The 22,498-nt window shown below is 69.4% G+C and carries 21 protein-coding genes; 9 read left to right on the forward strand and 12 right to left on the reverse strand.

Translation table 11 applies throughout. The features are described from left to right. Window positions 1-16 precede the first annotated feature (16 nt). Window positions 17-499 carry a hypothetical protein gene (locus OKW78_RS12360; RefSeq protein WP_281195458.1) on the reverse strand — a complete coding sequence of 161 codons (483 nt, stop codon included), beginning with the start codon at window positions 497-499 and terminating at the stop codon, window positions 17-19. A gap of 129 nt (window positions 500-628) precedes the next feature. Further along, window positions 629-3,145: a methyl-accepting chemotaxis protein gene (locus OKW78_RS12365; protein WP_281195459.1), complete on the reverse strand. Its 2,517-nt coding sequence runs from the start codon at window positions 3,143-3,145 to the stop codon at window positions 629-631. A gap of 157 nt (window positions 3,146-3,302) precedes the next feature. Here OKW78_RS12365 and OKW78_RS12370 point away from each other — a divergent pair, with 157 nt between their 5' ends. The 3 genes from OKW78_RS12370 to OKW78_RS12380 all read left to right on the forward strand — a co-directional run bounded on the left by OKW78_RS12370 (window position 3,303) and on the right by OKW78_RS12380 (window position 5,803). Then, window positions 3,303-3,620, forward strand: coding sequence for a DUF5785 family protein (locus tag OKW78_RS12370; RefSeq protein WP_122104260.1), 318 nt, complete (start codon window positions 3,303-3,305; stop codon window positions 3,618-3,620). 90 nt (window positions 3,621-3,710) lie between these two features. Beyond that, window positions 3,711-4,766, forward strand: a complete 1,056-nt coding sequence (locus OKW78_RS12375) for a DUF1611 domain-containing protein (RefSeq protein WP_281195460.1) — start codon at window positions 3,711-3,713, stop codon at window positions 4,764-4,766. Beyond that, window positions 4,763-5,803: a dipeptide epimerase gene (locus tag OKW78_RS12380; RefSeq protein WP_281195461.1), complete on the forward strand. Its 1,041-nt coding sequence runs from the start codon at window positions 4,763-4,765 to the stop codon at window positions 5,801-5,803. The genes OKW78_RS12375 and OKW78_RS12380 overlap by 4 nt, the downstream gene beginning before the upstream one ends. 1 nt (window position 5,804) lies before the next feature. On the opposite strand, the gene OKW78_RS12385 is transcribed toward OKW78_RS12380, so the two are convergent. Next, window positions 5,805-6,947, reverse strand: a complete 1,143-nt coding sequence (locus OKW78_RS12385; protein ID WP_281195462.1) for a thiolase family protein — start codon at window positions 6,945-6,947, stop codon at window positions 5,805-5,807. Between the two features lie 63 nt (window positions 6,948-7,010). Continuing rightward, on the reverse strand, window positions 7,011-8,594 hold the full coding sequence (gene gpmI / locus OKW78_RS12390; RefSeq protein WP_281195463.1) for a 2,3-bisphosphoglycerate-independent phosphoglycerate mutase: 1,584 nt from the start codon (window positions 8,592-8,594) through the stop codon (window positions 7,011-7,013). A gap of 197 nt (window positions 8,595-8,791) precedes the next feature. Between gpmI and OKW78_RS12395 the strand changes: the two genes are divergently transcribed. The 3 genes from OKW78_RS12395 (at window position 8,792) to deoC (ending at window position 11,173) form a co-directional block, all read left to right on the forward strand. Continuing rightward, a complete protein-coding gene (locus OKW78_RS12395) occupies window positions 8,792-9,451 on the forward strand; it encodes an ArsR family transcriptional regulator (protein WP_281195464.1) in 660 nt (219 codons plus the stop codon). Window positions 9,452-9,521: 70 nt separating this feature from the next. Next, entirely contained in the window at window positions 9,522-10,442 is a 921-nt protein-coding gene (locus OKW78_RS12400) for a DMT family transporter (protein WP_281195465.1), read from the forward strand. A 92-nt stretch (window positions 10,443-10,534) separates the two neighbouring features. Beyond that, the gene (gene deoC, locus OKW78_RS12405; protein WP_281195466.1) at window positions 10,535-11,173 is read left to right on the forward strand and encodes a deoxyribose-phosphate aldolase; all 639 of its coding nucleotides are present in this window, start codon (window positions 10,535-10,537) and stop codon (window positions 11,171-11,173) included. Window positions 11,174-11,192: 19 nt separating this feature from the next. Here the strand turns inward: deoC and OKW78_RS12410 are convergent, their stop codons facing one another. Then, complete coding sequence (locus tag OKW78_RS12410) at window positions 11,193-13,598, reverse strand: amino acid permease (RefSeq protein WP_281195467.1); 2,406 nt, start codon at window positions 13,596-13,598, stop codon at window positions 11,193-11,195. Between the two features lie 215 nt (window positions 13,599-13,813). On the opposite strand from OKW78_RS12410, the gene OKW78_RS12415 reads away from it, so the two are divergent. Together OKW78_RS12415 and OKW78_RS12420 are read left to right on the forward strand one after the other, a co-directional pair. Then, a complete protein-coding gene (locus OKW78_RS12415) occupies window positions 13,814-14,131 on the forward strand; it encodes a BolA family protein (protein ID WP_281195468.1) in 318 nt (105 codons plus the stop codon). 57 nt (window positions 14,132-14,188) lie between these two features. After that, window positions 14,189-14,395: a hypothetical protein gene (locus OKW78_RS12420; RefSeq protein ID WP_281195469.1), complete on the forward strand. Its 207-nt coding sequence runs from the start codon at window positions 14,189-14,191 to the stop codon at window positions 14,393-14,395. A 54-nt stretch (window positions 14,396-14,449) separates the two neighbouring features. On the opposite strand, the gene OKW78_RS12425 is transcribed toward OKW78_RS12420, so the two are convergent. From OKW78_RS12425 to OKW78_RS12445, 5 genes are all read right to left on the reverse strand, one after another. Continuing rightward, entirely contained in the window at window positions 14,450-15,094 is a 645-nt protein-coding gene (locus tag OKW78_RS12425; RefSeq protein ID WP_281195470.1) for a molybdenum cofactor biosynthesis protein B, read from the reverse strand. Window positions 15,095-15,148: 54 nt separating this feature from the next. Beyond that, a complete protein-coding gene (locus tag OKW78_RS12430; protein WP_281195471.1) occupies window positions 15,149-15,562 on the reverse strand; it encodes a hypothetical protein in 414 nt (137 codons plus the stop codon). A gap of 109 nt (window positions 15,563-15,671) precedes the next feature. Beyond that, window positions 15,672-15,860, reverse strand: coding sequence for a hypothetical protein (locus OKW78_RS12435; RefSeq protein WP_122104522.1), 189 nt, complete (start codon window positions 15,858-15,860; stop codon window positions 15,672-15,674). Between the two features lie 69 nt (window positions 15,861-15,929). Further along, on the reverse strand, window positions 15,930-18,128 hold the full coding sequence (locus OKW78_RS12440) for a PAS domain S-box protein (RefSeq protein ID WP_281195472.1): 2,199 nt from the start codon (window positions 18,126-18,128) through the stop codon (window positions 15,930-15,932). Window positions 18,129-18,258: 130 nt separating this feature from the next. Next, on the reverse strand, window positions 18,259-19,500 hold the full coding sequence (locus OKW78_RS12445) for an NAD(P)/FAD-dependent oxidoreductase (protein WP_281195473.1): 1,242 nt from the start codon (window positions 19,498-19,500) through the stop codon (window positions 18,259-18,261). Between the two features lie 162 nt (window positions 19,501-19,662). Between OKW78_RS12445 and OKW78_RS12450 the strand changes: the two genes are divergently transcribed. Further along, a complete protein-coding gene (locus OKW78_RS12450) occupies window positions 19,663-20,259 on the forward strand; it encodes a DUF6149 family protein (RefSeq protein WP_281195474.1) in 597 nt (198 codons plus the stop codon). A 66-nt stretch (window positions 20,260-20,325) separates the two neighbouring features. Here OKW78_RS12450 and OKW78_RS12455 read toward each other — a convergent pair whose 3' ends face one another. Further along, window positions 20,326-21,807 (reverse strand): FAD-dependent oxidoreductase, encoded by a 1,482-nt coding sequence (locus tag OKW78_RS12455; RefSeq protein ID WP_281195476.1) that lies wholly within the window; start codon window positions 21,805-21,807, stop codon window positions 20,326-20,328. Between the two features lie 5 nt (window positions 21,808-21,812). Continuing rightward, window positions 21,813-22,472, reverse strand: a complete 660-nt coding sequence (locus tag OKW78_RS12460; protein WP_281195477.1) for a GNAT family N-acetyltransferase — start codon at window positions 22,470-22,472, stop codon at window positions 21,813-21,815. Window positions 22,473-22,498: the final 26 nt, after the last annotated feature.

Below are 22,498 nucleotides of genomic sequence, written 5' to 3' on the forward strand. Positions count from 1 at the left end.
GCCGGCGCGCTCGGTCTCACCCGTTCGTCGCCGTCCCGTCGAGCGCCGTCCCGTCGAGCACCGTCTCGTCGCCGTGTCGAACGACCACACGCTCGGGGACCGGCGCGTCGACGAACGCGACGTCGACCTCGTAGGGATGGGCCTCGCCGACGTCCGGACACGCCTCTCCCTCCCAGTCGGGGTCGTCCTCCGCCGTCAGCCGCAACAGGAGTCGGTCGGCCGTCAGGTCGGCCTCGACGAGGTCGACGCGGTAACACTCCCGTGCGCCGTCGAGCAACCGTCCCCTGACGACGAGACGCGGCGGGTCGGCCTCGAGCGCTCGATACAGTTCCGCGGCGTCCCGTGGACTTTCCACCTCGGGATCGAACCCGCCGGCGTGCTCGCGGCGGAGGATCACCTCCGCTCCGTCGACCCGTTCGGGGACGTCGCCCCACGGAGGCGTCGGACAACCGGCGAGCGGAACGGTCGCCGCGACCGCGAGGAGGGCTCTGCGTCGCATGCGCGGAAGATAGCGAGAATCGACCAAGTGTCTTGTGTGCGATCGACCGTGTCGACATCGGAACGGACCCGGCGTCGAACCCGATCCACCGTCGAATCCGATCCACCGCCGGGACGACCGAGTCGCCGCTCAGTCGTCGTCGGGTCCGACCGCGTCGTCCGGTCTGAAGTCGTCATCCGGCCTGAAGTCGTCGGGCGGTCTGAAACCGTCGTCACGCTCCTCCGACCGGAACGCGTCGTCGCCGCCGTCGGTCTCGACCGCGGAACTCGAAGGACCGCCGGATCCCGGCGTTGCGGCCGATCCGGCCGAGTCGTCGGCGTCAGCGAGTGAGGAACCGCCGGCGTCGCCCGCCACGTCGGTCTCGAACTCGAAGCCGTCCTCCCGCTCCTCGCGGGCCTCGAACTCCTCGGCCAGGGTCCGGAGCTCGTCGGCGCGTGTCGAGAGCGACTCCGCACTCGTCGAGATCTGTGCGAGCGCCGCGGTCTGTTCCTCGGCCGCGGCCGAGACGTTCTGTGCCTCGCTCGCCGTCTCGACGCTCACCTCGGCGACCTCGTCGATCATCGAGACCGCCTCCTGCGTGGAGTCCGCCTGGTCGTCGGTCGCGTCGTTGATCGACTGGATCCCGGCGTTGACGTCGGAGACCTCCTCCACTATCGTCTCCAGCGTGTCGACCGTCTCGTCGACCACGTCGCGTCCCCGTTCGACGTCGTCCTCCATCGCGAACATGTCGTCCGCCACGGAGTGAGTCGAGTCCTCGACGCCCTCGATGAGGGACTCGACCTCCGTCGTCGCCTCCGCGGTCTCCTCGGCGAGCTCTTTCACCTCGCGGGTGACGACGGCGAACCCTTCGCCGGCCTCGCCGGCTCGCGCGGCCTCGATCGATGCGTTGAGCGCGAGGATGTTGGTCTGCTCGGCGATGTCGTCGATCAGCCCCACCACCTCGCCGATCCGCTCGACCTCGTCGCGAAGCGCCGTCATCTCCTCGACGGTACTGCCCATCTCCGACTCGATCCGGTCCATGTGGTCGATGGCCTCGTTCGCCCTCTCGCGGCCCTCCTCGCCCGCCGTCGCCGTCTCCGCCGACCGCCCGGCCAGCTCGTCGGTCGAGGAGGCGATCTCCTCGACGGTCGCCGAGAGGTCGTTGAGCTCGGCGGCCGCGGTCGAGAGGTGTTGCTCCTGTCGTTCGGTGCCGACGGAGATCTCCTCGACGCTCTCGGCGACGTCGACGCTCGTCGACTCCACCTCCTCGCTGGAGGCGGTCACCTCGGAGCTCTGCTCGCCCACGGCCTCGGCAGCGTCCTGGATGGCGACGACGAGCGCCTCCATCCGGTCGAGCATTTCGTTCAACGACTCGGCGATCTCGGCCATCGCCTCGCTCTCGCTTTCGGGATCGAGCCGACGAGTGAGGTCGCCGTCGGCGACCGCGTCGATCGTCTCGCCGTAGTCGTCCGCCTTCGTCTCGAGGTGCGCCGAGAACGCCTCCGCCTCCTCGCGGGTAGCGGCCGCCTCCTCGGCGGACTCCTCGGCGGCCGCGATCTGCTCGCGCAGCGTCCGACGGATGCGGTCGATGAGCCCGGACAGTTCGCCGAACTCGTCGACGCGCGATCGGTCGATGTCGACCTCGAGGTCGCCCGACTCGATCGCCCGAGCGTAGCCACGAAGCTCGTCGACGGAGCGGTTCACGTCCCTCGAGATCAGGATCCCCACGGCGAGGAGTCCGAGTATCGCGATTCCGATCAGCAACAGGACGCTCCGAGTCACGTCGTCGACGGTGCCGTACACCGCCCCTTCGGGTGCCGCGACGACGACGGCCCACGGCTTCCCGTCGACCGGGACGGTGGCCGCGACGAGCCGGTTCGCGTCGACGACGTCCTGTTCCGCGTCGGACACCTCGTCGACCCGCGATTCGGTCACGTCCGACCGCAGGTGTGAAAGCTCCTCGACGAGGAAGTAGTCGTTCAGGATCGCGTCTCCGTCGGCGGCGAGCGCGACCCGGCCGGTCCGGGTCGAGACGATCTCCACGTTTCCGCCCTCGACCGGGGACGTCAACAGCGCTCCGCGTCGTGAGAGGTCGGCGGTGACCACGATCGCCCTGTCCGTATCGGTGGTGACCGGGGTGACGAAGCCGATGCGCTTCTCGCCCTCGACGGCGTAGGGCTCGAACGAGCGAGCGTCCTCGTGGCTCTCGAACGCGCTGGAGTCCACCGCCCACGGTCGATCGGCGATCGTGTGTATCGTTCCCTCCTTCATCGGCGAGGTACTCACCAGTATCTCGTCGGTCGAGAGGTCGTAATAGTGGACGTCGACCACGTACTCGGGGAGGGCCCGTTCGTTGTTTCGGAGCTCCTGTTGGATGGTGTGCTGGTTCGACGTTCGGATCTGACGGGACGACGAGATCCGCGCCGCGTGTCCCTCCCCTTCGTCGATGAACCCCTCGATTCCCTCCGCCTCGCGTTCGGCGGAGGAGATCAGCGTGTTCTGCGCGTCGGATTCGACGCTGGCTTGAACCTGATCGAACGTCAGCGCGCCGGCACCGAGCAACACCGCCGCGACGACCAGTATCGCGCCCGCGATCTTGAAGAAGTAGCGGCCACGAAGCCGATCGTAGAGACGTCGGAGGACGCCCGGTCCGTCGTCAGTAGGCATTGTTACGCCGTTTTTCCGACTGGGTGATAAAGCCATCCAGCTGGTTATTGGTACTGATATTCGGAGCGGATCGAGGTGTGCGATCGCCGGGCGAGTCCCATGCCACCGCGTCCCGGTTTTCGTAACCACTATCCCCGCCCTCGCCGAACCTGCGGGCATGGACTGGCCACACGACCCCGACGGCGAACAGGGGAGCGAGGGCATGCGGCAGTACGGCCACGCGGTGCTCGCGAAGAAGATCGACGAGGAGGAGGACTTCCCGCTCTCGGCGGCCGACTACGTCGAGGAGTACGGCGACCATCCGATACGGATCGACTACGAGACGGTCGTCTCCGTCGAGGAGATCTTCGAGGGCGTCGAGAAGGAGGAGTTCGCGGACTTCGTCGAGTTCCACCAGGAGCTCGGCCGCGCGATGCGCGAGAACGGCTACTGGTTCTACGAGGGCGCGGATCGGTTCGTCGGCGGATCCGCGTAGTTCGCCGACGGATACGCCGACCGACGATCCGGCTCGATCGAGCGATCCGGCTCCGTCCCATTTAAGCCGTCCCGGAGTGACGGACCCGCCATGAGTAGCGAACGGATAGTCGTTCTCGCCCACGAGAAGTTCCCGGACGAAGCGAAGACCGCGCTCGGCGTGATGCGGTACGGCGATCAGACGGTCGAGGCCGTCCTCGACCGCGACCGCGCCGGCGACCGCGTCGCCGACCACGAACCCGACCTCGCCGACGCGCCGATCGTCGACTCCTTCGAGGAGGCGCTCGCCGCGGCCGAGGGCGGCGTCGACGCGCTCTACATCGGCATCGCGCCGATCGGCGGCGGCTTCGACGAGACCTGGCGCGACGACGTTCGCGCCGCGATCGCGGCGGGCTGTGACGTCGTCAGCGGGCTCCACTACTTCCTTAACGAGGACGAGGAGTTCGTCGAGCTGGCGGCCGAACACGGCGTCGAACTCCGCGACGTTCGAAAGCCTCCCGAGGACCTCGGCGTCGCGACCGGCCGCTCCGACGACGTCGACGCCGACGTGGTGCTCACGGTCGGAACCGACTGCTCGGTGGGAAAGATGACCGCCTCCCTGGAGATCGTCGAGGCCGCCCGCGACCGCGGTATCGACGCCGCGCTCGTTCCCACCGGCCAGACGGGAATCATGATCGCCGGCTGGGGGAACCCGATCGATCGCGTGGTATCCGACTTCACCGCCGGCGCGGTCGAGGAGATGCTCCTCGAGATCGGCGACGACCACGACCTGCTCGTCGTCGAGGGCCAGGGGACCATCATCCACCCCGCCTACTCGGCGGTCACCTGCGGGATCCTCCACGGGTCGATGGCCGACGGGCTCGTGCTCTGTCACGCCGCCGGCCGCGAGTCGATCCACGGCTACGAGGGGTTCGATCTCCCGCCGTTCGCCGACTACGTCGACCTCTACGAGGACCTCTCGGAGCCGGTCCACGAGACCTCCGTCGTCGCCGGCGCGGTCAACACGAAGGACGTCGGCGACGACGACGAGGCGGCCGACGTGGTCGACGCGTTCGGCGAGGAGGTGGGCGTGCCCGCCGCCGACCCGGTCCGCCACGGGGCCGACCGGATCGTCGACGGGATCGTCGACGAGGTGCTCGAGGGATGAGCCTCGAGGCCACCTTCGAGCGGGTCTCGATGGAACTCGACGAGCCGTTCACCATCGCTCGGAGCACCCAGACCGAGGCGGAGAACCTGATCGTCCGCGTGAGCGACGAGGAGGGGACGACCGGCGTCGGCGGGGCGGCCCCCGCTCGACACTACGGCGAGACCGCCGACACCGTCGCCGCGGTGCTCCCGGAGCTCCTCTCGGTCGTCGAGGACGTTGGCGACCCGCACGCGCTGACGACGATCGAAGGGCGAATGAAGGAGGTCGTCCGCGACAATCCGGCCGCCCGCTGTGCGGTCTCGATCGCGCTCCACGACCTGGCCGCGAAGCGGCTCGACGTTCCCCTGTACAGGCTGTGGGGGCTCGAGGCCTCGTCGACTCCGGACTCCTCCTTCACGATCGGGATCGATTCGGTCGAGCGGATGCGCGAGAAGACGGCCGACGCGGCCGACGCCGGCTACCCGGTCCTGAAGGTGAAACTCGGCGGCGACCGCGACCGCGAGATCGTCGAGACGGTCCGGGAGGCCGCGCCCGACGCGACGATCCGCGTCGACGCCAACGAGGCGTGGACGCCCCGCGAGACCGTCGCGAAGAGCGAGTGGCTCGCGGAGCTGGGCGTGGAGTTCATCGAGCAGCCGGTTCCGGCCGAGGACCCCGAGGGACTGAAGTTCGCCTACGAGCGCTCGGCCTTACCGATCGCCGCCGACGAGTCGTGCGTCACCGCCGCGGATATCCCACGGATCGCCGACCGGTGTGACATCGCGAACCTGAAGCTGATGAAGACGGGCGGGCTGCTGGAGGCGCGACGGGCGATCGCGACCGCGCGATCGCACGGGCTCGAGGTCATGCTCGGCTGTATGGTCGAGTCGAACGCCTCGATCGCGGCCGCGACCCACCTCGCGCCGCTCCTGGATTACGCCGACCTCGACGGCTCGCTGCTGCTCGCCGAGGACCCCTTCGACGGCCCGGACCTCGCGGGCGGCGCGATCCCGCTCGCGGACGTCGACCGTGACGGAACCGGCGCGGTCGAGCGGTGAACTACCGCCGGAACTCCACCGCGGCCCCCTGTCCGAACCCGACACAGAGCGTCGCGAGCCCGCGCTCCGCGTCCCGCTTCTCCATCTCGTGGAGCAGCGTGACGGGGAGCCGCGCGCCGGAGGCCCCGAGCGGGTGGCCGATCGCGATCGCGCCGCCGTTGACGTTGTAGATCGCCTCTTCGATCCCGAGCTCGCGGCGGGCGTACTCACACTGGGAGGCGAACGCCTCGTTGAGCTCGACGAGGTCGTAGTCCTCGATCGTCGTCCCGGCGCGGTCGAGCAGGTTCCGCGTCGCGGGGACCGGTCCGATCCCCATCACGGTGGGGTCGACGCCGGCGACCGCGTTCGTTCCCACCTCCGCGAGCACGTCCAGTCCGTGATTCTCGGCGAACGCTCGGCTCGTGACGACCGTCAACGCCGCGCCGTCGGAGATCTGCGAGGCGTTCCCGGCGGTGACGGTCCCGTCGCCGGTGAACGCCGGCGGAAGCTCGGCGAGCGTTTCGGGAGTCGTGTCGGGTCGGATCCCCTCGTCCGACTCGACGAGGCCGTCCGCGGTCTCTACGGGAACGATCTCGTCGTCGAAGCGACCCGAGTCGGTCGCCTCCGCCGCGCGTCGATGGCTTCGGGCGGCGTACTCGTCCTGGGCCTCGCGGCTCACGCCGTATTCGTCCGCGACCTTCTCGGCGGTCATCCCCATCTGGAGCTGGAAGACGTTGTACCGCTCGGAGAGCTCCGGATGGAGATGCTGGTAGGAGTCGCCGTCCATCGGGACGCGGCTCATGTTCTCGACGCCGCCGGCGATCACGCAGTCGCGGTTGCCCGCGGCGACCGCGTCGGCCGCGGAAATGATCGCCTGCATCGAGGAGGCACACCAGCGGTTGATCGAGGTCGCCGGCACCGACTCGCCGAGCTCGGAGAGCAGCGCGATCACCCGGGCCACGTTGTTGTCCTGTTCGGTCCGCTGCTGGGCGACCCCCCACATCAGGTCGTCGACGTGGCCGCTCGAGAGCCCCGTCTCCGCGAGCGCGTGGTCGACGAGCCGCGTCGAGAGGTCCTCGCTCCGAACGTCCGCGAAGACGCCCCCGTCTCTCCCCTGTGGCGTTCGATACGCGGCCGCGATCACCGGCGTCGTGGCGTCGGTCATGTGGGATCGGAGACCCGTGACGGGCTTAAATGGGCGTGGAACCGTGGAGAACCCTCCCGAAGTTTATCGTTTACTACTCCGGGATCCGAGCAGGCTCTCGCCGGTCATCTCCGCCGGCCGGTCGAGTTCCATGAGGTCCAACACGGTCGGGGCGACGTCACGGAGCGAGCCGCCCGCCCGAACCGTGCGACCGCCGTCGTCGCCGTCGGGAGTGAGGTAGACGAACGGAACGGGGTTGTAGGTGTGTGCGGTGTGGGGGTCCTCGGGCGTGCCCATGTCGTCGGCGTTGCCGTGGTCGGCGGTGACGACCGCGTGGCCGCCGGCGTCGGCGACCGACTCGAGCAGCCGGGAGAGCTGCGTGTCGACCGTCTCGACCGCCTCGACGGCCGCCTCGAAGTCGCCGGTGTGGCCCACCATGTCCGGGTTCGCGTAGTTCAACACGACCATGTCCGGGTCGTCCGTCTCGATCACGCGGATCGCCTCGTCGGTGAGCTCTCGAGCCGACATCTCCGGTTCGAGGTCGTAGGTCGGCACGTCCGGGCTCTCGACGATCGAACGCGACTCGCCGGGGAACTCGACCTCTCGACCGCCGTTGAGGAAGTAGGTGACGTGCGGGTACTTCTCCGATTCGGCGATCCGGAGCTGGGTCCCGCCGGCCGCGGAGACGACCTCGCCGATCGTGTTCGCCGGGAGCTCGGGCGGGAACGCCACGGGGAACGCGAACGTCTCGTCGTACTCCGTCATCGTCACCAGTTCGATCTCCGGCTGATCCAACTCGAACCCCCACGCCGGTTCGGTGTCGGTGAGCATCCGGACCAGCTGGCGCGCGCGGTCCGCGCGGAAGTTGAAGAAGACGACGGCGTCGCCGTCGTCAAGGGCGGGTTCGCTCGCGACGAGGGTCGGCTCGACGAACTCGTCGGTCTCGCCGCGGGCGTGCGCCTCCCGGGCGGCCGCGACCGCCGACTCCGCCTCGTGGTCGGCCTCGCGGTTCACGATCGCGTCGTACGCTCGCCTCGTCCGCTCCCAGTTCTCGTCTCGGTCCATCGCGTGATACCGGCCGGCCACGGTCGCGACCGTCCCGGTGCCGCGCTCGGCCGCGTGCTCCCCCACCGACGCGAGGAACTCGTCCGCGATCTCCGGGGCCGTGTCGCGGCCGTCGGTGAACGCGTGAGTCGTCGCGGGCACGCCCGCCTCGGCGGCCGCGTCGATCAGCGCCTCGAGGTGCGAGACGTGCGAGTGGACGCCGCCGTCCGAGACGAGCCCCATGAAGTGGACGCGACCGCCGGTCGCCGCGACGTGCTCGAACGCCGAGGCGATGGCGTCGTTGTCGAGGAACGACCCCTCGGCGAGCGCGTCCGTGATCCGGGTGTACGCCTGCTTGACGACTCGACCCGCGCCGATGTTGAGGTGGCCGACCTCCGAGTTGCCCATCTGCCCGTCGGGGAGCCCCACGCGCCGACCGTGAACGACGAGCGACCCGTACGCCCCCCGTTCGGCCGCGGCGTCGAACGTCGGGGTGTCGGCGGTCGCGACCGCGTCACGTCCCTGTGAATCCGGGACGTGGGGGTCGACCGGTTCGAGCCCGGTCCGGTGTGGCGAGTCGCGGCCGAGACCCCAGCCGTCGAGTACGACGAGTGCTGTCCGCATACCTCATCCACCCAGTCGCGCGGTAATTACCCTTCGCTCCGGACGCGGTGACGCCACGCGACCCACTCCCCACGACGCCCCACGACCCACGACGGCTCCTTCGGGTCGGAGTCCGTCGTTCGGGGCGGCTCGGCCCGTCGCTATCGGCCGATCGCGGGAAGCCAACCTTTTGTCCGTCCGACGCTAACCACACGTTAATGGACTCCGCGGTACTGCTCGATCTCCTCGGGAACGAGAACCGGCGACGCATCCTCCGACTGCTCGCCGAGAAACCCTGTTACGTCACGGAGATCTCGGAGTACCTCGGCGTGAGCCCGAAGGCCGTCATCGACCACCTCCGCAAGCTGGAGGAGGCCGGGCTGATCGAATCGACCACCGACGACCAGCGGCGGAAGTACTTCCGTATCACCCGGAGCCTGCGGCTCGAGGTGAGCGTCTCTCCCTACGGGTTCGGCGCGAAGAGCGCGTACCCCGCCAGCAAGGGCCTCGACATGTCCGGACGGTGTCCGCACCTCTCGATCGAGGTCCCCGACGGCGGCGAGGGCACGGACGAGATCGCCGACCTCGCCGCCGAGTACGGGCGGCTCCGCGAGCTCGACCGGGAGCTGTCGGTCGCCAAGCGGTGGGTCCACGGCCGCGTCGAGGACGCGCTCGCGGAGATAGACGAACGGCTCGGCACCGAGGCGGACAGCCGGTTTTACGCCGCCGTGCTCGCCGCGCTGGCCGAGACCGACGGCTCCGTCGACGCCGTCGTCGAGGAGGTCGGCGCACCCGAGAACGCCGTCGTCGACGCCCTTCGGCGGCTCGCCGACGTCGGCGTCGTCACCCGCGACGGCGAGCGATTCCGGATCCGGTGAGGCCGTTCCGGCAGCCGGCGGCGGCGGCCGCTTTCGGAAGCTTTTGACCGGCCGCCGACCCACCTCCGACGTGAGCCGCTACCGTAACCTCTCGTTGTTCCTCCTCCTCGCCGCCGTGTGGGGCTCGGCGTTCATGGCGATAAACGCCGGGCTGGCGTACTTCCCGCCCGTGCTGTTCGCCGCCGTTCGGTACGACGTCGCCGGCGTGGTGATGCTCGCCTACGCGGCGTACGTCGTCGACGACCCGATCCCCCGCGGTCGCGGCGAGTGGAAGCTCGTCGCCGTCGGCGCGGTGCTCCTCATCGCGGCCTACCACGCCTTCCTGTTCGTCGGCCAGACGGACCCCGAGGTGACGAGCGCGGTCGCGTCCGTCACCGTCGGCCTCTCGCCGGTGTTGACCACGGTGTTCGCGCGGGCGTTCCTGCCGTCCGAACGCCTGACTGCCCTCGGCGTCCTCGGCCTCCTTATCGGGCTCGCCGGCGCGGGCGTGCTGGCCGCGCCCGACCCCTCGAACCTCGCCGCGGGCGGGACCGTCGCGAAGTTCCTCGTGTTCCTCGCGGCCGCGTCGTTCGCGCTCGGGTCGGTGCTCACCCGCGCGCTCGACGTGGGCATGGAGATAGAGACCATGGAGGCGTGGTCGATGCTGTTCGGCGCGGCGATCATGCACGTCGTCGCGTTCGGGCTCGGCGAGTCGATGGCCGAGGTCGTCTGGACGACGGAGGCGCTGCTCGCACTCGGCTACCTCGCGGTGGTAGCCAGCGGTTTCGGCTACCTCGTCTACTTCCACCTGCTCGACCGGGTCGGGCCGATCGAGATCAACCTCGTCTCCTACGTCGCGCCCGTGTTCGCGGCGCTCTCCGGCTGGCTCGTGTTGAACGAGGGGCTCACGCCGAACACGGTCGCCGGCTTCCTGCTCATCTGTTGCGGGTTCGCGCTCGTCAAGCGCGCGGCGATCCGCGAGGAGCTCCGGCGCCGGGGCGTGGTGGCGTAGTCCCGTCGAGGTGACGGCCGGACGACCGGAAACGACCTGCCGTGCCCGTCGGGACCCAGCAGGCCTTTGTCGCGTCCACACGAGTCGCCGGTATGAACCGACAGGAGATCGCCGCCCGGATCGACCACACCGTCCTCGGCCCGACGACGACGTTCGAGGACGTCGAACGCGTCCTCAGGGAGGCCGACACGCACGGGATGAACGTCTGTATTCCGCCGTGTTATCTCACGGAGGCGACCGAACACGACGCGACCCCGGACACGATCGCGACCGTCGTGGGGTTCCCGCACGGGCAGTCGTCGATGGGCACCAAACGCGACGAGGCCGTCAACGCCTGGGACGACGGGGCCGACGAGATCGACCTCGTGATCAACGTCGGCCGCCTGAAGGCCGGCGAGGACGACGCGGTCGCGGCCGAACTCGCGGAGGTCGTCGCGGCCGTGCCGGTCCCGGTGAAAGTCATCATCGAGACCGCGCTCCTGACCGACGCCGAGAAACGCCGGGCCTGTGAGGCCGCCGTCGACGCCGACGCCGACATGGTGAAGACGTCGACCGGCTTCGCAGACGGCGGCGCGACCGTCCCCGACGTGACGTTGATGAGCGAGTATCTCCCGGTGAAGGCCTCCGGCGGCGTCGGCTCCTACGAGGAGGCGATGGCGATGTTCGACGCCGGCGCGGAGCGGATCGGCGCCTCCTCGGGGGTCGCGATCGTCGAGGGCGCACCGGAGTGAACGCGGGAGGAGGAGGGGACTAGCGGTCGTCGCGGGCGTTCTCGTCGTCGCCCTCGGACGCATCGTCGCCCTCGGACGCATCGTCGCCCTCGGACGCGTCGTCGACCGCGGGCGTGTTCGGCTCGGACTCCACGCCGACCTCCGCGTAGGAGTCGTCGCGGTCGCGGGAGCCGGACCCGAACAGCCGGTCGAGGAGGCCGCGGTCGTGCCGCTTCTCCGCGAGCAACACCGAGCACTCGACGTCGTAGAGCACGTCGAGCACGAGCGAGCCGCGGACCAGCCGCGAGAGCAGTCCCTTCTCCGTCGCGCCGATCACGAGCAGGGTCGCGTCGCGGGCGGCCTCGGCGATCCGCGACTCCACGTCGCCGGACTCGACGCGGAGTTCCGCGTCGGTGAGGCCGTTCTCGACCGCCCACGACTCGAGGAACGCCTCGCCCGCCGCCCGGTCGTCGGCGACGTGAAGCAGCGTGACCTCGGAATCGAACTCGAGCTGGAGCGTTCGAGCGACCGCCGCCGACAGCTCCGAGTCGGGGCCGCCCGCGGTCGGAACGAGGATCCGGGAGGCGTCGAACCCGCGGTCCCGGAACACGAGGAAGTCACAGGGCAGCGAGTGGGCGAGCTCGTCGACCGCCGACTCGGCACGGCCGGGCGCGCCGTGGGAGTTCTCGCCCCATCCCATCACCGTCAGGTCCGCGCCGTAGGTCCGCGCGGCGTCGAAGACCTCCTCGAACACGCGGTGTGAGAGGACGACGTGGGTCTCCACGTCGACGCCGAACGTCTCGGCGTCCTCCTTGGCCCGGTCGAGCAGGTCGTGGGCCGCGTCGTGCGCGCCGCGGTCGCGGGCGGCCTCCAGCGATGTCTGGTCCGGCACGTTCGCGATGTTGATCGCGACGACCGTTCCGTCGCGCTGCTTGGCGATCGCGGACGCCAGCGTGATCAGGTGCTCCTCCGTCCGCGGGTTCGCGATCGGCACCATCACGCGGTAGTCGCCGCCGCTGGGTTGGAGGGAGGTCGCGGCCGACACCGCGGCTTCGGGGAGTTCCTCCGAGCGGTCGAGGATCCACGTTCCCAACACGCCGCGAGCTTCGACCTTCGAGCGAGCGTACCCGAAGTACCAGAGGGCGGCGAAGACGACCAACCCGGCCGAGAGCAGGATGATCTGGGGGTTGATGTACGCGATCAGCGCGAACGACGACACCGTGCCGATGAGCGGAACGATCGGGTAGAAGGGCACCTCGAAGTCGGGGTCGTACCCCTCGACCTCCGACTCGCGCATCACGATGAGCGCGAGGTTCAACAGCCCGTAGACGATGAGGTGGAGCACGGACCCCATCGTCGACAGCGACTCGACGCCGCCGGCGACGAGGAACGCGAGAATGAGCCCGCCGGTGAGCGCGATCGACTTGTACGGCGTCCCGAATCGCTCGTGGATCTCGTTGAGTTTCGGGGTGACGATCTTCTCGCGACCCATCGCGAAGTTGATCCGCGACGACGAGAGGATCGACGCGTTGGCCGAGGACGCGGTCGCGAGCAGGCCGCCGATGAGCAGCATCGCGGCCCCGATCCCGCCGAGCGAGTAGCCGAACACCGCGTAGTTACCGAACAGCAGCCTCGCGGCGTCGACGACGGCGGTCTCGTTGTTCGCGACGAGTTCGTTCGGGACCGCCGCGAGCAACACCACGAGGAACAGCGCGTACACGACGGTGACGATGACGACCGACCCGAGGACCGCGAGCGGGAGGTTCCGTCCGGGATTCTTGATCTCCTCGGCGACCGAGGTGATCTGGACGAACCCCAGATACGAGACGAAGATGATCCCCGTCACGGGGAGCACCTGGCTCGTCGTGCCCGGCGGCGCGATCGGTCGCAACGACTCCATGTCGGCGTTCAACAGTCCGACGACGGTGAAGACGGCGAGGATCCCCAGAAGCGACATGACGATGACGATCTGGAGCCCGCCCGTCTCCTTCGCGCCGAAGTAGTTGACCGCGATGAACAGCAGCGCGCCGACGAGCCCGATCACCTGGGCGGCCTCCAGCGTGAGCGGGCCGACACCGACCGAGCCGAGCCCGACGAGCGCGTTGACGTACTCGCCGAAGCCGTACATGTAGAACGCGGAGGCGAACGCGAGGCCGAGCCAGTTCGCCCAGCCGGCGATCGAACCGAAGAGCGGCCCGAGCGCTCGATTGACGTAGAAGTACGCGCCGCCGGACTTCGGCATCGCCGTGCCGAGTTCCGAGGCCGAAAGCGCCGTGAACAGCGCGATCACGCCGCCGAGGACGAACGTGGCCGCCGCGAGCGGGCCGGCACGTGCGACCGCGGTGCCGGGCAACACGAAGATGCCGGCACCGATCATGGTCCCGATACCGATCGTGAGCGCCGCGAGCGGGCCGAGGTCCTTCGCGAGTTCCTCGTCGCCGCTCACGTGCGCCCCTCCGTCGTGACGTCGTCGTCGACGATCGACACGACTCGCCTCGAGATACGCGGGGTCATGGAGTACACTCTCTCGGCAAGGGATTTAGTCGGTTCGTTCATCGTTCCGGCGGCCGGACGACGAGCGAGCCGGCGTGACGTCTCGTGAGGCGTCCCCGCCGGGGCGATCCCGGTCGGTTTTTGCCCGTACACGACGGAAGGAGAACCATGACCATCGACACGACGACGATCGAGGAGCTGATCGAGTCGGGGATCCCGGACGCGGTCGCGCGGGTGTCGACCCCGCGGATCCACGACGACGAGGACGAGGACGCCCACTTCGCGGCGGTCGTCGTCTCGCCCGCCTTCGATGGCGAGTCGCTCGTCGACCAACACCAGCGGGTGTACGACGCCGTCGGCGACCACATGACCCGCTCGGTCCATGCGCTGGAGATCAAGACGTACACGCCCGAGGCGTACGCCGAACACGGCGACGGGAACCTGGACGACGACCTCCGGACGGCCGGGCTGCTCCCGGTCGAATAGCGTCGAGCGGGTGCGACCTCCGGGAGGCTTTCGGTCCCCGCGATCGTCGGTCCTCTCATGAGCCCGTCACCCTCCACGCTCGATCGGCTCCGAGACGCCTCCTGGCCGGTCGTGATGCCCTTCGTCCTCCTCCTTCTCGCCGGCGTGTACCGCCGAGCGAGCCGGATCGATCCCGCGTTCGGCCTCGTCGTCGTCGCGTTCCTCGTCATGAACGGCGGGCTCGTCGCACTCGGCGGATGGGCAGCGGGCCGGGAGCGGGACTGACGCCGTGGTTCGGGGGCGACGGGGGATCTTCGACCCGGAAGAGAGGAGGCCGGTTCAGCGATCGGCGGCGTCCGCGTCGGCGTCGCCATCACCGTCGTCGTGGCTTTCCTCGTCGACGTCACCGTCGGACGGTTCCGCGCCCCGATCGGCCAACCCAGTGAGATGACCGACCTCCGGGAGGATGATCTCCTCGACGCCGAGGCGAACCGCGTTCTCCGAGCCGGGGAGACAACAGACCAGAGTTCCGTCGACCACGCCCGCGGTCGCGCGCGATCCGACCGTTCGCGTGCCGATCTCCTCGGCCGAGAGCCGGCGGAACAGCTCGCCGAAGCCGGGTAACTCCTTCTCGAAGAGCGGGTCGACCGCCTCGGGCGTGACGTCGTCGGGGGTCACTCCCGTGCCGCCGGTCGTCACGATGGCGTCGGTGTCCTCGCGTCGCGCGAGCCGGTCGACGGTCCCCTGAACCCCGTCGAAGTCGTCATCGACGAGTTCGCGAACGGCGACCGCATGGCCCGCGTCCTCGAAGATCTCCACGATCCGGTCGCCGGAGGCGTCCTCGTCCAGTGATCGGGAGGAGGAGACCGTGACGACGGCGACCGCGACCGTCGCCGCGTCGTGTGCGTGATGGTCGTGGTCGCCGTGATCGTCGTGACTATCGTGGCCGCCGTGATCGTGGGCATCGTGATCGTCGTCGCTCATGCTCGACCGTTCGTCCGGGGACGTGAAAACGTCACTCGTCGCGGACGGGGGCTCTCAGGGCCAGTCGTCGGGGGAGGCCGTCTCCGGCTCCTCGTCCTCCTCCGGCGTCGCGAGGGTCCACCCCGCGGCCTCCGCGGCGTCCTGGACGTCGAGGAACTCCCAGCCGGTCGCCTCGGCGACCGCGGCGTCGTCCTCGTCGACGCCGACGAAGACGTGTCGGTCGGTGTCGAACTGACTCTTGATGTTCTCCAGGCTCTCCTCGACGCCGCGCGGCCCGGAGAAGAAGTCCTGGCGCACGCGGTGTTTCCGGGTGAAGTTCGTGACGACGTACGTCGGCTTCTCGCTTACGACTCCGACGTACTCCGTCCACTGTCGGGCGCCGCTGAACACCGCGTTCGGGTCGGCGAGTGTCTTCAGCGCCTCGAGTTCGAACGCCAGCGTCATGTCGGTTGATCCGCCGCTGTCCATGCCTCACGTTTCGCGTCGCGGGCGAAAACGACTTCGCTTCTCGCGTGAGCCGCGGTCGAGGACTCCGACCGAGAAACGAACGCGAACGACCGGGGCGGTCGCCGCCGGCTCACCGGGCGCGGATACGGTAGTAGTCGGTGAACTTCACCACGTCGCCGTCCTCGAGGTCCGCCGACTCAGGCGCGGTCCGCGGCCGCCCCGCCAGCTCGGCGACGGCCGCCTGCGTCGCCTCGTCGAGCTCGTCGTAGTGACGGACCCGCGCGTCGGGTGGCACTCTCCCGGTGCGACGCAGCCGCATCCGTCGTCCCTCGTCTCGGAACGCCATATGGTATTATTTATCATGGTGTTTGTTAACTCTTTTGAACGATCACGATCCGTCGGCGCGAACGTCGCGGCGCGGCAGCGTGACCGTCACGACGGTTCCTCGGGGGTCGGCGTCCGCGACCGTCGCCGACCCGCCGGACTGCTGGAGCACCCAATACACGAGCCACAGGCCCAGTCCGCTGCCGTGATACAGCGCGTCGACCGCCCGGCCGGTCTCCAACACGTCGCGGTTCATCCCGTCCAGTCCGGGCCCGTCGTCCGTGACCTCGATCACCACCGTCTCCGCCGTCGTCTCCACGGAGACCTCGACGGACGGTCGGTCCCGGTCGTGATGGACGAGCGCGTTGTGGAGCAGTTCCTCTATCGCCCGATCGATCCACTCGGTCGCGGACGCGACCGCCTCGCCTTCGGCCGGCGTCGACGCCGAGACCGTCGCGGCGGGGAACTCCGCGGTCGTCGCCGCGACGAGCTGATCGACCGTCTCGCCGACGTCGACCGGCTCCGTGTCCGCCGGATCGCTCAACACCTCGGTGATGTGATGGGCCTTCTCGCTCGTCGTCAGGAGGTCGTCGGCACGAGAGACGATGGCGGACGCCGGCTCGGCGAGATCGGCGACGTCCGTCCCGGTGGTCGTCCCCGCCTCCCGGTCGAGGAGCTGTTTCGCTCGGCCGCGGATCACGGTCAGGGCGTTCCGGAGGTTGTGTTGTAGCACCCGATCGACGACGCGGAGCTGCCGGCTTCGGTTCTCGCTGTCGGTCACGTCCCGGAGGACGCCGACGACTCCGGCCGTGTCGTCGCCCTCCTCGGAGCCCTCCAGCGGGTAGTAGCGCACGTCGAACGTGCGAGTCCCCCGGTCCGGGTGGGTTCGCGTCGTCCGGTACTCGATCGAATGCCCCCGAAGCGCACGGTCGACGTGACGTTTCACGTCCGGATACTGCTCGTCGTCGACGACGTCGCCGACCGTGAGGCCGCTCACGTCCGTCTCCTCGATCCCGTGGTACGTCCGATACTGTCGGTTGGCGAATAGGAAATGTCCGTCCCGGTCGACGGCGGCGATCAGGTCCGTCGCGCCGTCGATGGCGTGTTTGAACTGCTCCAACTCTCGCTCACGGGCCTTGATGTCGGTCACGTCCCGACAGATCGCGAACGTCCCCGTCAGCTCGCCGTCGTCGTAGTACGGGTACCGCCGCGTGCTGAACGTCGCCCCGCGCCCGCTCCGCTCGAACGTCGGAGAGACCTCGTACTCGGCCGTCTCCTCGGTCTCGAGCACGTCCTTCCGACGTTCGTCGATCGTCGTCGCCGTCTCGGGATCCATGAACGCGAACTCGTCGTTCCCGTACAACTCCTCCCGCGGGACGCCCGCGAACTCGCTTACGGCCTCGTTGAGCAGTTCGAACTCGCCCTCGAGGTTCTGTAACAGGATGGGCTCCTCCAACTGCTCGACGATGGCACGATACCGTTCCAGTTGTCCCACGGCCGCCTTCCGCTCCGTGATGTCCGTCTGGATCGCGACGAACCGCGAGACCGTTCCCGCCTCGTCGAGGACCGGCGCGATGGTCTGGTGGGCGTGATACAACTCGCCGTCCTTCCGCCGGTCGACGATCTCCTCCTCCCACACCTCGCCCGCTCGGATCGTCTCCCACAGCGACTCGAAGTAGTCGTCGGACATCCTCGCGGAGTTGAGTATCGCCGGCGTCTCGCCGATCGCCTCGTCGGCCTCGTAGCCGGTGTGTTCGGTGAACGCCGGGTTGACGTACTCGATCGTTCCGTCGGCGTCGGTGACGTAGATCGCGTGGCCCGCCTGCTCGACCAGGTTTCGAAACGTCCGAAACGTCCGTCGCCTGTCGCCCTCGGCGTGCTCCCGAAAGGTGCCGGTGTACACGCGCTCTCCGTCGACCTCGTGGTCGTGGAACCGGGCCGAGAAGGAGTGGACCGCCCCGTCGTCGGACGCGAGCGGGATCGTGACGTCACCCGCTCCGACGAGTCGCTCGGGGTTCTCGAGACGCGCATGGAGCGAACGCGCGCGCCGCTCGGCGGTCTCGTCGGGGATCAGCGACGTGATCCGCCGACCGAGGAGGTCGTCGGCGACGTACCCGAGCACGGATTCGACCGCCGGGTTCGCGTAGACGACCGTTCCCCCGTCGTCGAGCGATATCACCGGGTCGGAACTCCCCTCGACGAACGACGCGAGGAACCCGTCGTCGAACGAGTCCGGCCGGTCATCGGGGGTGTGGCGTGACATTACCGATCCGCAGGTCGTCACGACGTGAAAAGGTACTGCTCCCTTCGAGAAGGTGGGAAGGCGGCGCGGGAGACCGCTTCGCGAGCGATCCCTGACTCCCGGCCGGTCAGTGTGGTACTCGGCCGGCCGGTCAGTGCTCCGTCGTCGACGCGGCCAGGTCGTCGACGGAGAAGCCGGGCTCCATCAAGAGCTCCGTCTGGTCGCTCACGTCCCGTTTCTCGCGCATCAGCTGTTTGAACGCCGACTGCGGCGAGAGGTCGCCGATGAGCACGCCGCCGACGATCCGGCCGTCCTTCAGCGCGACGCGACGCCACTCCCCCTCGTCGGTGGTCGCCTCCACCGAGTCGTCGCCGAGCGTCGGATGCCCGAACGAGAGGAAGGGGAAGTCGAAGTGCGTGATGGAGTACGAGGAGACCCACTCGAACTCCGCGCTGCCGTACTCGGTCATGTTGCGGGCGGCGATCGTCCCCTGCTCCTTCGCCGACCCCCACGACCCGTTCTTGGCCTGCTGGCCGAGCACGAGGTCCTCGAAGGTGGTGACGTCGCCGGCGGCGAACACGTTGTCGACGTTCGTCCGCATGTACTCGTCGACGACGATCCCGTCGTCCGTCTCGATCGGCGTGTCCTCGACGATCTCCGTGTTCATGTTCAACCCGATCGCCACGCCCGCGAAGTCGCACTCGTAGCGCTCGCCGTTCGGGTCCACGGCCGCCTCGACGCGCCCGTCGTCGTCGACCTCGAAGCGGTCCACGCCGGAGTCGAACACCGGCTCCACGCCGCGCTCGCGCATCGCCTCGTGCATGATCTCCGCGCCCTCGTTGGAGAGGGCGTACCGCCACCAGGAGTCGCCGCGCATCAGGTACTTCGCCTCCACGTCCTGCGCGCCGCAGATCGCCGCGAAGTCGATGCCGAGCAGTCCCGCGCCGACGATGACGCCCCGCTCGGCGCCCTCGACGCTCTCCTTGATCCGCCGGGCGTCCTGGAACGTCCAGAAGTGGTGGATCCCCTCGGCGTCGGCGTTCTCGACCGGTAGCTGCTGGGGCGTTCCCCCGATCGCCAGGAGAAGCGAGTCGTACTCGATGACCTCGTCCTCGTGGGTCCGAACCGCATCGTTCTCGACGTCGATGTCGACGACCAGCGTGTTCAACCGGAGGTCGACGTCGTGGTCGTCGTACCACGACTCGTCGTGGATCGAGATCGGCGCTTCGGGGAGTTTCCCCTTCGCGAACTCCTTTATCAGGATCCGGTTGTAGAGGGACTCGCCCTCCTCGGTGATGACCGTGATCTCGGCGTCAGGCGCTTCCTCGCGGAGGGTCTCGGCCGCGGAGGCCCCCGCGATCCCGTCCCCGATGATCACGTACGAATCGCTCATGGGCGGCGTTTCGGATTGGGGGTTAATGTGGATTGTCATCCGCGTTCAGAACCGTGACAGTCCCTCGCTCGCCCCTCGCGACCGTCCCCTTCGTCCGGAAGCCGCGTCCCGTAGCCGCCGCGGTCGCCACAGATTCAAGGTCGTCGCCGCCCAACACGCGGTATGAAGATCCGGCAGAACATCCGCCACTGGGCCGCGAAGAAGGCGCTCACGACCCCGGTGGTCGGCGACGTCGCAAACGACAAGCTCGTCGACCTCCACACGAGCATCTTCCTCAACAAGGCCGACGAGGAGCGCCGCGAGGAGCGGAGGGAACACCTCGACGACTTCTTCGACGCGACGATGGACGCCTACGTCGCCGCCCTCGAGGCCGGCTTCCCGGAGGCGGAGGCCCGCGAGATCACCCACGTGCAGGCCAACTTCGACTTCTTCAACCACGGCTGGACGGAGATGATGGAGATCCCCGGCGACGAGCTGGAGGAGCACTACCGCCGGTACGAGTCGTTCTTCTCGAGATACGGGATCACGATCGACGACCCGCTCGGGGAGTTCCGCCCGACGGAGGGCGTTTCGGACGCGCCGGAGACCCCGGAGCGACTCGAGACGCCGGAGTACGAGAACGCGCTCGCCGGCTTCGCCGACGACGTGTACGTGGAGACCGACGACGGCGAGACGGTCGTCGGCGGCGACACCGAGGAGCCCGAGGAGGTCGACCCCGCCGCCGCGCCCGGCCTCGACGAGGACGAAGCCAGCGCCTGATCGGGGCGAAGCCAGCACCCGGGCAGAACTCTCGGGGCGAATCGACGGTCCCTCTCCTAGTCCTTCTCAGCCCCACTCGAAGCCGGATCCGTCCCGCTCGCTCGCCGGATCCACCGTCGTCCCGGAATCCGCCACCGTCCCGGAATTCGTCGCCGTTTCGGCGTCCATTACCCTTCCGGCGTCCGTCGACGTTCCCGAATCAATCACCGTCTCGGCGGCCGCGACCCCCGCGGCGACCCGCGCCTCCGGCGACCCGCCGAACGGGTCGACGTGGCTCCCCGGGCCGGCGTACGTGACGCCCGGTATCCCGGCCGCGGCGAGGTCGGCCGGCACGCGCTCGCCGGGGGGAGCCGCCACGGCCGCGGCGGGATCGCGAGCGACGTGGATCGATCGAACGTCCACCCTCGAAAACGACGGAAACAGGTCCTCGAGCGCCGAAAGCCATCGATCCCGGACCGATCCGTCGTCGCCGTCGGCGGGTCCCCCTCCGCGGCCGACCAGATACGTCAGGTGCTCGCCGCCGTATCGTTCGGAAGGGACCAGGTTCGTGTGCGCGAACAGCGTTCCGAACGGCGCGTCCCCGTCGCCGGGGAGCGGCTCCGGCTCGACCGTCACCCGCCACGAGTCGACGATCGGCTCGGCCGTCGTGACGAGCGCGCACGTTCCGGGGATCGCCTCGACGCCGGGATCGACCCCCGTCACGTCCCGAAGCGTCGACGGACCGCCGGCGACGACGACGCCCGCACAGTCGACGGTCCGACGGCCCGACGGCGTCTCGACGGTCACCGAGACCGGGGCGTCCGAATCGACGTCGTCGCCTACGGGGTCGGTGCCGCCACGGTCGGCCGTGGGATCTACCCGGGTGACGCGGCTCCCCGTCCTGACCGCCCCCTCACCGATGAATTCGATGATCGCGTCCACGAGGCGGCCGGCCGAGCCGTCGACGTAGTCGACCGCCGCCCCGTGTCGGTCGCGTTCCGCCCGCGATCGGAGCCACTCCGCGAGCCACGCCGCGGAGACGTCGCCGGCGCGGTCGCCGAACGCCGCACGGAGGTCCGGCTCGACGTATCCCTCGTAGGCCGTCCGCGACGCCCGATCGACGACGAACCCTTCGGCGGTCGTCGCGTCGAGGTTCGTACGGGAAACGGACCCGTCGCCTCCGTCGTCGCTCGCGTCATCGAGGGTCCGAACCGCGCGGGCGAGGCGCGCGAATCGAACCGCGTCGACGATCCCGGTCCCCGGATACGCCAGCCGTTCCCACGGGGCGTCGAGTCGGTGCACGATCCCGTCGCGGTAGCGGGCGGTCCGGCCGCGTCGTCGGCCGATCCGGTCGCCGAGGCCGAGATCGTCCGCGAGCGACGGGAGGGCGTCGGCCGTCGGAGGAACGTAGTGCGGGAACCGCTCCACCGGGTCGCCGGCGGTGTCGACGGTACGCGCGCGGCCGCCGACCGCGTCTCTCGCCTCGAAGACCCGGACCTCGTGGCCGACCTCCCGGAGCCGGGCGGCCGCGGAGAGTCCGGCGAGTCCGCCGCCGACGACGCCGTACATGTCGTCTAGGACGGGCCGTCGTCGGTAAGTGTGTTGCGGGGATCGGGCGGCCCGGCGGGGCCGTCCCCCTCTCCGTCGAGCCGGTCGGCGAGGAACCGTCGAACCGCATCGGGGGCGTCGCCGTCGCGGTCGCGGAAGACGGTCAGGCCGGCGCGGTATCGCTCGACGTCGTCGTGGTCCAGCGCTGGTTCGTCGGCGGGGCGCTCCAGTTCGAGTTCGGCGAGTCCGGTCTCCTCGCCGGTGTAGGCGAACCCGCACTTGTAGAGCGCCTCGTAGGCGAACGGGTTGTTGACCGCGATCCGGACGCGGTCGTACCCCGCGTCCGCGAGCCACGGGACGGTCCGGCGGATCAGCTCGGGACCGACCCCCTCGCCGCGGCACGCGACGTGGACGGTGACGTACCGGATCCGACAGCACGCGGGGTCGGTTCGATCCGGCGAGAAGGAGACCGCCGCGAGGACGTCCGTCTCGAACTCGCCCGGATCGACGGTCTCGGGAAGCGGCTCCGCGGGCGTCCACTCGGGAACGGCGTCTGAGCCGTCCTCGGTCCGGAGGAATGCCTTGCCCGTGTCGCCGACGACGAACTTCCCGGCGTACGCGAACGCCCGGTAGTCGAGCCGGCAGGTCGTCCCCTCGCCCGGCGCGCCGGCCACCGTGAACTCCATGCGCGGGAACACGCGTTCCGGGCGGT

It is taken from the genome of Halorubrum sp. F4, from assembly GCF_027257195.1.
In the GTDB taxonomy this organism is placed as follows: Archaea; Halobacteriota; Halobacteria; order Halobacteriales; family Haloferacaceae; genus Halorubrum.